Annotated in this window: 9 protein-coding genes and 1 pseudogene; 2 read left to right on the top strand and 8 right to left on the bottom strand. The window is 66.9% G+C overall.

Features of this window, described 5'->3' with window-relative positions:
* Positions 1-196: 196 nt before the first annotated feature.
* From J9611_RS16850 to J9611_RS16830, 5 genes and pseudogenes are all read right to left on the bottom strand, one after another.
* Positions 197-1,705: pseudogene (locus tag J9611_RS16850) on the bottom strand (CoA-acylating methylmalonate-semialdehyde dehydrogenase); the annotation flags it as partial.
* Positions 1,706-1,757: 52 nt separating this feature from the next.
* Entirely contained in the window at positions 1,758-3,686 is a 1,929-nt protein-coding gene (gene iolD, locus J9611_RS16845; RefSeq protein WP_211881830.1) for a 3D-(3,5/4)-trihydroxycyclohexane-1,2-dione acylhydrolase (decyclizing), read from the bottom strand.
* An 18-nt stretch (positions 3,687-3,704) separates the two neighbouring features.
* Positions 3,705-4,667 (bottom strand): Cgl0159 family (beta/alpha)8-fold protein, encoded by a 963-nt coding sequence (locus tag J9611_RS16840; RefSeq protein ID WP_211881792.1) that lies wholly within the window; start codon positions 4,665-4,667, stop codon positions 3,705-3,707.
* Positions 4,664-5,680 carry a 5-dehydro-2-deoxygluconokinase gene (gene iolC / locus J9611_RS16835; protein ID WP_211881790.1) on the bottom strand — a complete coding sequence of 339 codons (1,017 nt, stop codon included), beginning with the start codon at positions 5,678-5,680 and terminating at the stop codon, positions 4,664-4,666. Before iolC ends, J9611_RS16840 begins: the two co-directional genes overlap by 4 nt.
* 200 nt (positions 5,681-5,880) lie before the next feature.
* Complete coding sequence (locus tag J9611_RS16830; protein WP_211881788.1) at positions 5,881-6,285, bottom strand: tautomerase family protein; 405 nt, start codon at positions 6,283-6,285, stop codon at positions 5,881-5,883.
* Between the two features lie 170 nt (positions 6,286-6,455).
* Here J9611_RS16830 and J9611_RS16825 point away from each other — a divergent pair, with 170 nt between their 5' ends.
* On the top strand, positions 6,456-6,815 hold the full coding sequence (locus tag J9611_RS16825; protein WP_211881786.1) for an ArsR/SmtB family transcription factor: 360 nt from the start codon (positions 6,456-6,458) through the stop codon (positions 6,813-6,815).
* On the top strand, positions 6,812-7,291 hold the full coding sequence (locus tag J9611_RS16820; protein WP_211881785.1) for an SRPBCC family protein: 480 nt from the start codon (positions 6,812-6,814) through the stop codon (positions 7,289-7,291). The genes J9611_RS16825 and J9611_RS16820 overlap by 4 nt, the downstream gene beginning before the upstream one ends.
* 177 nt (positions 7,292-7,468) lie before the next feature.
* Here J9611_RS16820 and sucD read toward each other — a convergent pair whose 3' ends face one another.
* The 3 genes from sucD to pcrA form a co-directional block, all read right to left on the bottom strand.
* Positions 7,469-8,371 (bottom strand): succinate--CoA ligase subunit alpha, encoded by a 903-nt coding sequence (gene sucD / locus J9611_RS16815; protein ID WP_211881783.1) that lies wholly within the window; start codon positions 8,369-8,371, stop codon positions 7,469-7,471.
* A 12-nt stretch (positions 8,372-8,383) separates the two neighbouring features.
* Positions 8,384-9,553, bottom strand: coding sequence for an ADP-forming succinate--CoA ligase subunit beta (sucC, locus tag J9611_RS16810; RefSeq protein ID WP_211881780.1), 1,170 nt, complete (start codon positions 9,551-9,553; stop codon positions 8,384-8,386).
* Between the two features lie 251 nt (positions 9,554-9,804).
* Positions 9,805-12,378 (bottom strand): DNA helicase PcrA, encoded by a 2,574-nt coding sequence (pcrA, locus tag J9611_RS16805; protein ID WP_372447809.1) that lies wholly within the window; start codon positions 12,376-12,378, stop codon positions 9,805-9,807.
* Positions 12,379-12,514 lie beyond the last annotated feature (136 nt).

Genomic DNA, 12,514 nt, shown 5'->3' with positions numbered 1-12,514 from the left:
CGTTGTCTTTCTCGAGTCTTCCTCGCGGGGCGAGTGGTCAGTTGGAGGGGAAGTTGTAGGAGGTCGTTCAGTCCCGCCGGCCGCGTCCTTCAGTGTCGTCATCGGCGCGTCCGGGGACAGCGTCCTCTCCCCCGGCCAGCTCGTCGGGGAGACCCTCGGCGATGCCGTCGTGGCGCACGGCGTGGCTGTCGTCGGCGTGCGACGGGAAGTTGTAGGAGGCACCCGAGGCGTGGGTCGGTTCGGGCCAGCGGGACGTGACCACCTTGCCGCGGGTGTAGAAGGAGACGCCTTCCGGGCCGTACATGTGCTTGTCGCCGAACATTGATGCCTTCCAGCCGCCGAAGGAGTGGTAGGCCACGGGGACGGGCAGCGGCACGTTGATGCCGATCATGCCCACCGTGACGGAGCGCTGGAACTTGCGGGCGTTGGCGCCGGAGGAGGTGAAGATGGCGGTGCCGTTGCCGTAGGGGTTGGAGTTGACGAGGGCGATGCCTGCATCGAGGTCGTCCACCCGGACCACCACCAGGACGGGCCCGAAGATTTCCTCGGTGTAGGCGGTCATCTCCGCCTTGACGTGGTCCAGGACGGTGGGGCCCACCCAGAAACCGTCCTCATGGCCCGGGACCACCAGGTCGCGGCCGTCCACCACCATGGCGGCACCGGCCTGCTCGGCCTCGGTGACGATCCTGACGATCCGTTCCTTGGAGGCCGGCGTGATGACCGGACCCATTTCGGCGCCGGGGGCGGTGCCGTTGCCGACCTTGACGGCCAGGGCACGCTCCTCGACCTTCTTGACCAGCAGTTCGGCGGCGTCGCCGACGGCGACAGCAACGGAAATGGCCATGCAGCGTTCACCGGCAGAACCGAAGGCGGCGGCGGCCAGGTGGTCCGCGGCGCTGTCCAAATCGGCGTCGGGCATGATGATCGCGTGGTTCTTCGCCCCGCCCAGTGCCTGGACACGCTTGCCGTGCGCCGTGGCTGTCTCGTGCACGTACTTGGCGATCGGGGTGGAGCCGACGAAGGAGATGCCGTCGACGTCCGGGTGGGTCAGGAGCCCGTCGACGGTTTCCTTGTCGCCGTGCAGGACCTGGAACACGCCGTCGGGCAGGCCGGCCTGCTTCCACAGCCTGGCCAGCAGCATGGAGGCGGACGGATCGCGCTCGGAGGGCTTGAGGATGAAGGCGTTGCCCGTGGCGATGGCCATCGGCGCCATCCACAGCGGCACCATGACCGGGAAGTTGAACGGGGTGATGCCCGCAACGACGCCGAGGGGCTCGCGGAACGAGAAGACATCGATCCCGGTGGAGACCTGGTCCGAGTAGTCACCCTTGAGCAGCTGCGGAATGCCGCAGGCGAACTCGATGACTTCCAGGCCGCGGCCTATTTCTCCCTTGGCGTCGGAGAGGACCTTGCCGTGCTCGGCGGTGATCAGCTCGGCGAGCTCGTCCACATGAGCGGCGACCAGTTCGCGGAATTTGAACAGCACGGCGGTGCGCTTGGCGAGGGAGATGTCGCCCCAGCTGGCCGCAGCCGCCTTGGCGGCCGCAACGGTGGCGTCCAGGTCCGCCCGGTTCGCCAGCCGCAGCTCCGCGGAGACGGCGCCGGTGGCCGGGTTGTAGACGGGCTGGGTGCGGTCGCCCTCGCCGGCGGTCTCAGCGCCGTTGATGAAGTGGTGGATGGTCTTGGTGGTGGTCGTCGTCGACATAATAATGGACTTCCTTGGTCTGTTACTGAAGGGGTTCAGCTTCTGAAGGGATTCAGCCCAGCAGCTTGCGCTGGCGGTTCTTGTGGTCGGTGTAGGTCTTGAAAGCCCGCCGGGTGGATTCGAGTTCCGAGATCTGGGACACCGGAACGTCCCACCAGGATTCGGAGCCGGGGGCGTCCAGCAGCGGATCGGATTCAACGTGGATCACGATCGGGCCGCCGCGTTCCGGAGCGGCTTTGGCATCGCGGATGGCCTGTTCGAGTTCGGCGATGACCTTCTCCCCCGGTTCGATCCGGATGACGTTCACGCCGAGGCTTTCGGCGTTCAGGGCTAGGTCCACCGGGAGCCGTTCGCCTTCGTCGAAGCTGTGGTGCTCCTCATCCAGGGCACGGTACTGGGTGCCGAAGCGCTGGGAACCCAGGGACTCGGAGAGCGAGCCGATGGAGGCGTAACCGTGGTTCTGGATCAGGACGACGATGAGCTTGATCCGCTCGGCGACGGCCGTGACGAGTTCGGTGTGCATCATCAGGTAGGAGCCGTCCCCGACCATGACGACGACGTCGCGCTGCGCGCCGCCCGCAGCGGCTTCGGCCAGCGCCGCGCGCTTGACGCCGAGACCGCCCGGGATTTCGTAGCCCATGCAGGAGTAGGCATATTCGACGTGGTAGCCGAACGCGTCCCGGACGCGCCACATCTTGTGCAGGTCGCCGGGGAGTGAGCCCGCGGCGCAGATGACCACGTCCTGGGCGTCCATGGCGCGGTTCGTGGCGCCGATGATCTCGTTCTGGGCCGGCAGCGGCGTGAACCGGGTATCGTAGGCTTCATCGACCGTGGCGTTCCAGCGGGTCTTCTCGGCCGCGATGGCCTGTTCCAGGTCCGCGCCGATGCGGTAGCCCCCCAGGGCCTGGTTCAGCTTGACCAGGGCCTTGCGGGCGTCGGCAACGATGGGCAGGGCGGTGCCGTGCTTGTAGGCGTCGATCGGTGCGACGTTGATGTTGATGAACTTCACGTCCGGGTTCTGGAACGCGGTCCGCGAGGCGGTGGTGAAGTCCTCGTAGCGGGTGCCAATGCCGATGATCAGGTCCGCGTCGGCAGCGATGGCGTTGGCCGCCGTCGTGCCGGTGGAGCCGATGGCGCCGAGGGAGAACGGGTGGTCCCAGGGCAGGACGCCGACGCCGGCCTGGGTGTTGCCCACCGGGATGCCGGTCAGCTCGGCGAACTTCGCCAGTTCGACGTTGGCGTAGGCGTACAGCACGCCGCCGCCGGCGATGATCAGCGGGCGCTTCGCGGCGCGGATGGCCTCGGCGGCGCGGCGGATGTCCTCGTCGTCGGCGTCCGGGCGGCGGATGCGCCACTCGCGTTCGGCCAGGAACTCCTCTGGCACGTCGAAGGCTTCGGCCTGGACATCCTGCGGCAGCGAAATGGTGACGGCGCCGGTTTCGGCCGGGTCCGTCAGGACGCGCAGGCCGTGGTGGAACGCCGAGAACAGCTGTTCGGGGCGTGAGACCCGGTCGAAGAACTTGGACAGCGGCCGGAACGCATCGTTGACGGTCACGTCGTAGGCGTCCGGGCGTTCCAGCTGCTGCAGCACGGGGTCCGCGGCGCGGGTGGCGAACGTGTCGCTGGGCAGCAGCAGCACGGGCAGCCGGTTCGTGGTGGCCAGCGCCGCGCCGGTGAGCAGGTTGGTCGAGCCCGGTCCGATCGAGGTGCTGATGGCGAAGGTCTGCCGCCGGCGGGTGTGCCGGGCGTAGCCCACGGCCTGGTGGACCTGGGCCTGCTCATTGCGGCCCTGGTAGTACGGCATGATGGTCGGGTCCAGCTGCTGGTACTGCTTGAGGGCCTGGCCGACGCCGGCGACGTTGCCGTGGCCGAAGATGCCGAACGTGCCCGGAATCAGCCGTTCGCGGTAATCCTGGCCGCCGACCCGGTCAACGGTGTACTGCCTGGACAGGTACTCCACGACGGCCTGCGCGACCGTCATTCTGCGTGTTGACATGGGTCACTCCGATGCTTCTGCGGTGCGGTTACGGGCGGGCGTGCCGTTCAGGAGGGAGGCGGCGGTCGCCACGGCTCCGGCGACGTCGCCGTCCTGCGGATACAGGAGGGTCCGGCCCACGGTGAGGCCCTGGACACCGGGGAGGGCCAAAGCGGCCTCCCAGCTGGCGAAGACCTCGTCCTGCGTTCCTTCCGGGTCCCCGCCCAGCAGCACTGTCGGCATGGTGGTGGCCGCCATGACGCGCTCCATGTCGGCCACCACCGGCAGCTTCATCCAGGTGTAGGCGCTCGTGGAGCCAAGGCCTTCGGCGATGGCGATGGACTTGATCACGGCGTTGGTGGAGAGGTCGTTGCGGACCTTGCCGTGTTCACGGACGGAGAGGAAGGGCTCCACCATGGCGATCAGCTTTCGCTCGGCAAGCGAATCGATGGCCTTCGCTGTGGCTTCGAGCGTGGACACCGTGTCCGGGTCCCCGAGGCAGATCCGCGTGAGCATCTTGCCGCCGTCGGCGCCCAGCGCTTCCAGCGCGGCGGCCGTGTGGCCGGTGAAGCGGTCATCGAACTCGTTGACCAGGCCGGAGAGGCCGCCGCGGTTCATCGATCCGAAGACCAGCTTCCCGTCGAGCGCACCCAGCAGGAGGAGATCGTCCATGATGTCCGGAGAGGCCAGGATGCCGTCAACGAGCGGATTGGCCAGCGCAATCTGGAGACGGTCCAACAGTTGACGGCGGTCCGCCATGGCCACGGGATCGTTTCCCACGGCGAGGGCGCCGCGGGCCGGGTGGTCGGCGGCAACAATGAAGTTCTGCCGGCCGTACTTGGGGCCGGGATGGCGGCGGCGGGCCTTCGCCGCCCGCGCGATTGCGTCCGGATCCTCCAGGCGGATGGTGCTCAGGTGCTCGTAGCGGCGGGGATCGTCGTCCGCGGCCGTGGGGGCCGGTGTCGGCTGGGAGGCGTAGAGGCTCACAGTGCTGCTCCTTCGGGGGCGTGCTGGCCGGGAAGAAACTGCCCCGGAGCCAGACGGCCACGTTCGGCCAGCAGCGAGGTGACCTCTTCCGGCGTCGGCATGGCATCGGCGCAGGAGAGGCGGGAGGCCACAATGGCGCCGGCGGCGTTGGCGTAATCCAGGACCTGGGCCAGCGGCCAGCCGGACAGCAGTCCGTGGCAGAAGGCCCCGCCGAACGAGTCGCCGGCACCGAGGCCGTTGACGGTCTCCACCGGGACTGGCGCGGAGACAACGCGTTCGGTGCGGGTCTTTGCCATAACGCCTTCCGGCCCAAGCTTGACGACGGCGATCTCCACGCCGGCGGCCAGCAGACGGTCCGCCTGCTCGTCCGGGGTTCCCTCACCCACGGCGACGGCACATTCCTTGTCATTGCCGATAGCCACCGTGACATGGGGCAGGATCTTGGCGACCTGGGCCCGGGCTTCCTCTTCGGAGGCCCAGAACATGGGGCGGTAGTCCAGGTCCAGGATGGTGAACTGGCCGTCCTTGAGGCCGGTGCGCGGGCGGGCTGCGTGCGCGGCCAGGTGCGCCTCACGGCTGGGCTCCTGGCAGAGCCCGGTCACGGTGGACCAGAAAATGCCGGCGTCCCGGATGGCGTCCAGGTCCAGCTCCGCGGCCTTGATCTGCAGGTCCGGCGCCGTGGGGAAACGCCCATAGAAGTAGAGCGGGAAATCATCCGGCGGCATGATGGCACAAAAGGTGACCGCGGTGGGCCATTCCTTGACCGGAGTAACGAAGGTGTCGTCCACCTTGAACTTGCGCAGTTCACGGTGGAGGTACGTGCCGAAGGCGTCGTCGCCGGTGCGGCTGATAACGGCGCTACGGCGCCCGTGGCGTGCGGCAGCGACGGCAACGTTGGACGGGGAGCCGCCGAGATACTTGCCGAAGGACTGTACGTCCGCGAGGTCCACCCCGATGTCGTTCGGGTAGATATCAACACTGATGCGCCCGATCGTGAGCAATTCGTGGGTCACGGTGATCGTGGACCTTTCTGTTGAGACTGTGTACCTCTGCGGGCGTGGGCCCGGCGCCTGGGCGGACCTCGCGTGAGCGGGGCCACATCCACTACTCTGCACCAGAATTCATGTCCTGTCAAAGGTTTGTTCTGACATATTTACAACTTGCATTTGGCGCACTTTGCGGTTCATTGCCAGCCGCGATGACACGGCATGGACTACTTCCGCGGGACCGCCAGCTCCCCCGTAACGTACTGCGCGCGGCCGAATCCGAAGGACCAGTCGCCCGCCGTGTTTTCCACGTAGCCAATGAAGACATCCTCGCCCGCAACGCCCACATCAGCGAGCCTGGCCGCAATGGCCGCGAACAGACTCGCTTTTGCCTGCTGGCTCCGGCCGCCCTGCGTAAAGATCTGGATCATGACCACGTCGGGAGTGCGCTCAAAGCCGAGCCCGGCATCCTGGGCGAAAATCTGGCCCTGCGCGTGCTCCGTCAGGACATGGAAGTAGTCCCGCTCCGGGATTCCATACTCCGCGAGGATCGCGTCATGGATCCCCTGGCTTAGTTCTCGCAACTGTTCGGCGCTGCGGCCTTCATTGACGTCGATTCGCACTAATGGCATTTCATCTCCCTAGAAACTTTGTCCTGACATACTAACAATCTTGACAGGATGATCGCAAGGACAAATCTCCGAAAGGCCTTCCGCGCCGCCAGCGGGGGGAGTAGGCTTTAACAACTAGATGGTTGATCAATGAATTAGTTGATCACTGATCTTGAAAGGCCTGCAGCACGATGAACTCCGACGACGGCACCTTGGACGCGGCCTTCCTGGCCCTCGCCGACCCCGTCCGTCGCCGCATCATCGCCCGGCTCAGCCGGGGCCCGGCCACCGTCAATGAACTGGCGGAACCGTTCGCGATCACCAAACAGGCGGTCTCGAAACACATCCAGGTCCTCGAGCAGGCGCAGCTGGTCACCCGCACCCGTGACGCCCAGCGCCGGCCCGTCCACCTGAATCCCGCACGGCTGGAGGCCCTCACCGCCTGGATCGACCAGTACCGGCTGGTCCGCGAGGGGCAGTACCGCAGCCTCGACGCCGTGCTTCAATCCCGTGCCGCCGCACGCGGCACACAGGCAAAGGACGCATCATGAGCAACGCACTGAAACTCACTGTCCCGGAGGGCCTGCCCTTCATCGACTTTGAGCGCGAGTTCGATTTCCCGGTCGCCGACGTTTTCCGGGCGCACAAGGAACCAGGGCTCGTCTCCCAATGGCTCGGCCCGCGCGGCCTCAAGATGGACATCGACCACTACGATTTCCGCACCGGCGGCAGCTACCGCTACACCCACACCGGCCCGGACGGCGCCTACCGTTTCAGCGGCGTCTTCCACACGGTCCGGGAGAATGAGTTCGCCATCCAGACCTTCGAGTTCGACGGCTACCCGGACGTCGTCAGCATCGAGTCCATGACCTTTGAGGACCTCGGCGGCGGCCGCTGCCGGCTGCGCGGACATGCGGTCTACCCCAGCATGGAGGCCCGCGACGGCATGGCGCAGTCCGGCATGGAGGGCGGCATGTCCGAAGGCTACGAACGGCTCGAGGAGCTCCTCAGCGGCGCCAAGGTCTAGGGCCGGATTCCGGCCGGAACACAGTACGACGGCGGCTGCTCACCTTCCCGGGGAAGGTGGGCGGCCGCCGTCGTGCTGTACTTAAACAAACAACGCGGGGTCACTTTTGGCCCATCCCACCGGGTGGGACGGGCCGTAAGTGACCCCGCGTTGCTGTGGTGCTGTGGTGCTTGGAGCCTAGAGCGCTGCGAGGACTTCGCGCAGGAGCTTGGCGGTTTCGGACGGCGTCTTGCCGACCTTGACGCCGGCAGCCTCGAGGGCTTCCTGCTTGGCCTGGGCGGTGCCCGCGGAGCCGGAGACGATGGCGCCTGCGTGGCCCATGGTCTTGCCTTCCGGAGCGGTGAAGCCTGCCACGTAGCCGACAACCGGCTTCGTGACGTGGGCCTTGATGTAGTCCGCGGCACGCTCTTCGGCGTCGCCGCCGATTTCGCCGATCATGACGATCGCCTTGGTCTCCGGGTCGGCTTCGAAGGCTTCGAGGGCATCGATGTGGGTGGTGCCGATGACCGGGTCGCCGCCGATGCCGATGGCGGTGGAGAAGCCCAGGTCGCGCAGTTCGTACATCATCTGGTAGGTCAGGGTGCCCGACTTGGACACCAGGCCGATGGGGCCCTTGCCCGTGATGTTCGCCGGGGTGATGCCGACGAGGGCCTCGCCCGGTGTGATGATGCCGGGGCAGTTCGGGCCGATGATGCGGGTGACCTGCTTGCCGCCGGCGTCGACCTTGGACTGTGCCAGGGCCCAGAACTCGGCAGAGTCCTGGACCGGCACGCCTTCGGTGATGACGACGACGAGGCCGATGCCGGCCTCGATGGCTTCGACGACGGCGTCCTTGGTGAAGGCCGGCGGCACGAAGACGATGGACACGTCGGCCCCGGTCTCCGCCATGGCTTCCTTGACGGTGCCGAAGACGGTGATGTCCTTGTCACCGTGCAGGACCGAGGTGCCGGCCTTGCGGGCGTTGACGCCGCCGACAATGTTGGTGCCCGCCTTCAGCATGAGGGCGGTGTGCTTGGTGCCTTCGCCGCCGGTGATGCCCTGGACGATGACCTTGGAGTCCTTGTTCAGATAAATAGACATAGTCGGGTCCCTTTACTTCGCTGCGTTGGCGAGCTCGGCAGCCTTGTCGGCGCCCTCGTCCATGGTGGCGGCCAGGGTAACCAGCGGGTGGTTGGCCTCGGCCAGGATGCGGCGGCCTTCCTCGACGTTGTTGCCGTCGAGGCGGACGACCAGCGGCTTGTTCGCGGAGGAACCCAGCTCGGCCAGTGCGCCGACGATGCCCTTGGCCACGGCGTCACAGGCGGTGATGCCGCCGAAGACGTTGACGAACACGGACTTGACCTGCTCGTCGCCCAGGATGACGTCGAGGCCGGCAGCCATGACCTCGGCGGACGCTCCACCGCCGATGTCCAGGAAGTTGGCGGGCTTGACGTTGCCGTGGTTCTCACCGGCGTAGGCAACGACGTCCAGGGTGGACATGACCAGGCCGGCACCATTGCCGATGATGCCCACCGAGCCGTCCAGCTTGACGTAGTTGAGGTCCTGCGCCTTGGCCTTGGCCTCCAGCGGGTCAGCGGCGTCCTTGTCTTCGAGCGCCGTGTGGTGCGGGTGGCGGAATCCGGCATTCTCGTCCAGGGAGACCTTGCCGTCGAGGGCGACGATGTCGCCGGCGCCGGTCAGGACCAGCGGGTTGACCTCAACGAGGGTGGCGTCTTCCTTCTTGAAAACATCCCAGAGCTTCAGGATCACGCCGGCGACCTTGCCGCGCAGTTCCTCGGCGAAGCCTGCAGCGGCAACGATTTCGTCGGCCTTGGCCTGGTCGATGCCGACGGCCGGGTCGATCGCGATCTTGGCCAGGGCCTCGGGGCGCTCGACGGCGAGCTCCTCGATTTCCATGCCGCCCTCAACCGAGCACATGGCCAGGTAGTTGCGGTTGGCCCGGTCCAGCAGGACGGAGAAGTAGTACTCTTCGGCGATATCCGCGCCCTGGGCAATCATCACCTTGTGAACGGTGTGGCCCTTGATGTCCATGCCGAGGATGTTGGTGGAGTGTTCAAACACCTCATCGGCGGTCTTGGCGACCTTGACGCCGCCGGCCTTGCCGCGGCCTCCGGCCTTGACCTGCGCCTTTACGACAGTTACGCCGCCGATCTTCTCGGCAGCTGCCTTTGCTTCTTCAGGGGTATACGCCACGATGCCAGCAAGCACGGGTACACCGTGCGCCTCGAACATATCGCGCGCCTGATATTCAAACAGGTCCACGGGTTAGTGTCCTTCTACGTCGAAGTAGTTTCTGTACAGCCGGACCCCGCGTACTCGCGGTTACCGGGCTGCGGAATAAACGCACCCTGCGACAGGCTTGGAAACGAGCCACACGGCGCAATACTCCTTTCGGAACTCTAGTCCTTCCTGCGGACCGGCCCGTTCCAGAGTACCTGTTATGTGAGGAAGGACACTATTCTATGGAACGTAGAAAAACCCCTAGATTACGGGGAATTTGACCGCCCCCGCGCTCAGGCGTCCAGCTTGGTAAGCGGGGCGTAGCGGAGCAGGAGCCGCTTCTCGCCGACGTCGAACTTCACCTTCGCGACGGACTTGTCCCCCGCGCCCTCCACGGCAAGGACGGTCCCGTTGCCGAAGCTCGTGTGGTTGACTTTGTCGCCCACGCTGACGGCCACAATCTCCTTCTGTGGCTGGACCCGGTTCTTCGCGATGGCGGCCGGGACGTCGGCGTTGAACCCTGCGGACGGGCTGGCCTCGGCGCCTCGGGCGGTGCCGGCCCCCCAGAAGGATCCCCCGTAGCGGCTTGAACCGATGGGGGCGCCGCTCCCCCAGCCGCCGGCCTGGCGGCTGGAGCCTTCCCGCTTCCATTCCACGAGCCCGGCGGGGATCTCCTCGATGAACTGGCTCGCGGGGTTGTACTGGCTCTGGCCCCACATGCTGCGCACCTCGGAGCGCGTCAGGTACAGGCGCTTCCGGGCCCGGGTCAGGCCCACGTAGGCCAGCCGGCGCTCCTCGGCCAGTTCCTTGGGATCCGTCGCGGAGCGCTGGTGCGGGAACAGCCCGTGTTCCATGCCGGTGAGGAACACCACGGGGAACTCCAGGCCTTTGGCCGTGTGCAGCGTCATCAGCGTGACGACGCCCAGGCGCTTGGCCTCGGCGACGGCGGCGGCCAGGTCGTCGGCGGTCCCCGCCGGCGCATCGGGGATCTGGTCCGCGTCGGCCACGAGGGACACCTGCTCCAGGAAGGCGCCCAGCGAACCTTCGGGGTTGTCACGTTCGTATTCGCGCACGACGGCGACAAGTTCCGCCAGGTTCTCCACCCGGGATTCGTCCTGGGGATCGGTGCTGGAGCGGAGCCCGGCGAGGTAGCCGGTCCGTTCCAGCACGGCTTCCAGGGCTGCGGCCGCGCCGGAGCCGGCGGCCACCTCGGCCAGGTCATCGAGCAGTTTCACGAAACCCAGCACCGCGTTGACGGAGCGGGTGGCCATGCCGGGCGCCTCCTCGGCGCGGCGGGCGGCGGCCATGAAGGAGGTCCGTTCCCGCTCGCCGAGGGCCGCCACGGCGCCTTCGGCACGGTCGCCGATGCCGCGCTTGGGTTCGTTGAGGATGCGGCGGAGGTTGACGTCGTCGTCCGGGTTGACCAGCACGCGCAGGTAGGCGAGCGCGTCCTTGATTTCCTTGCGCTCGTAGAACCGGGTCCCGCCGACCACCTTGTACGGCAGCCCGACGCGGACAAGGACGTCCTCGATGGAGCGGGACTGGGCGTTGGTCCGGTAGAAGATCGCGACGTCGCCGGGGCGGAGGTCGTCCTCATCCTGGAGGCGGTCGATCTCCTTGGCAATGAACTGTGCCTCGTCGTGCTCGTTCTCACCGACGTAGCCGATGATCTTGTGGCCTTCGCCCTCCGCGGTCCACAGCCGCTTCTCCGGCCGGTTGGGGTTGCGGGAGATGACCGAGTTGGCAGCGCTCAGGATGTTCTGGGTGGAGCGGTAGTTCTGCTCCAGCTTGATGGTGCGGGCGTCCGGGTAGTCCTTCCCGAACTCCACGATGTTGCGGATATCGGCGCCGCGGAAGGCGTAGATGGACTGGTCCGAATCGCCGACGACGGTGAGCTCGGCCGCGCCGGGGCCCTCGCCGACGATCTCGCGCACCAGGGCGTACTGGGCGTGGTTGGTGTCCTGGTACTCGTCCACGAGGACGTGCCGGAAGCGGCGCCGGTAGGAATCCGCGAGCGCCGGGAAGGCCCGGAACATGTACACGGTCTCGGCGATCAGGTCATCGAAGTCCATCGCGTTGGCCTGGCGCAGGCGCTGGGTGTAGCCGGCGAAGACCTCGGCGACGGCCCGCTCGAAGGGGTCGTTGTAGTTGGCGCTGGAGGAGTGGCTGTCGGCGTCGATCAGCTCGTTCTTGAGCGCCGAGATCTTGTGCTGGATGGCCTTGGGCGCGAACCGCTTGGGGTCCAGCTCCAGGTTCTTTGCCACGAGCGTGATCAGGCGCAGCGAATCCGCGGAATCGTAGATGGAGAAGTTGGAGTTACGGCCCGCGTTTTTGGCCTCCCGCCGCAGGATCCGGACACAGGAGGAGTGGAAGGTGGAGACCCACATGGTCTTGGCACGGCCGCCGACCAGGGCCTCGACGCGCTCGCGCATTTCGGCCGCGGCCTTGTTCGTGAAGGTGATGGCCAGGATTTCGCCATGGTGCGCCCGATGGGTGGCGATGAGGTAGGCGATCCGGTGGCTGAGCACCCGGGTCTTGCCCGAGCCGGCGCCGGCGACGATCAGCAGGGCGCTGCCGGCGTGCTTGACGGCTTCCTCCTGGTGCGGGTTGAGCCCCTCCAGGAGCTCCTCCGCGGAGGGCAGGGCCGGACGGTCCCAGCCAGCAGAATCTCCCGCGTAGGCCGGGTCCGCTCCCAAACCGGGCGCCGCGCCGTGGGCCGAGCCGGGGGCCGCACCTGGGCCTGAGCCGGGGGCCGCACCTGGGGCCGCGATTCCGTTCCCGGCGGCTGATCCGGCAGGGGACTTGGTGGGCGCCCCCGCCTTGGAGGCAGCTTGGAAGGGTCCGTCGGCGTAGGGGTCAAACAACATATCCATGGTGCATCCAAGTCTAGGAGAGCGCTGAACAAGGGGCAATCCGGAGATGGGATACGGCTTCCGGGCCGCTCTTCGGAGCTTTGGGCGGCCCGCTGACGGCCTGGGAATGAGAGGCCGGGGCCCGGGAATT

This window comes from Pseudarthrobacter albicanus (assembly GCF_018224015.1).
Classification (GTDB): Bacteria; Actinomycetota; Actinomycetes; order Actinomycetales; family Micrococcaceae; genus Arthrobacter; species Arthrobacter albicanus.
The sequence above is the reverse complement of the archived record's forward strand: the minus strand, read 5'-3'. Positions and strand labels throughout refer to the sequence as shown.

Bases quoted from the DNA above. Each gene is read 5' to 3' on its own strand.
- iolD (WP_211881830.1), bottom strand. From the start codon at position 3,686: ATGACGGTCGCGCAGGCCGTCGTGGAGTACCTGTCCAGGCAGTACACC.
- J9611_RS16830 (WP_211881788.1), bottom strand. From the start codon at position 6,285: ATGCCATTAGTGCGAATCGACGTCAATGAAGGCCGCAGCGCCGAACAG.
- J9611_RS16825 (WP_211881786.1), top strand. From the start codon at position 6,456: ATGAACTCCGACGACGGCACCTTGGACGCGGCCTTCCTGGCCCTCGCC.
- J9611_RS16820 (WP_211881785.1), top strand. From the start codon at position 6,812: ATGAGCAACGCACTGAAACTCACTGTCCCGGAGGGCCTGCCCTTCATC.
- sucD (WP_211881783.1), bottom strand. From the start codon at position 8,371: ATGTCTATTTATCTGAACAAGGACTCCAAGGTCATCGTCCAGGGCATC.
- pcrA (WP_372447809.1), bottom strand. From the start codon at position 12,378: ATGTTGTTTGACCCCTACGCCGACGGACCCTTCCAAGCTGCCTCCAAG.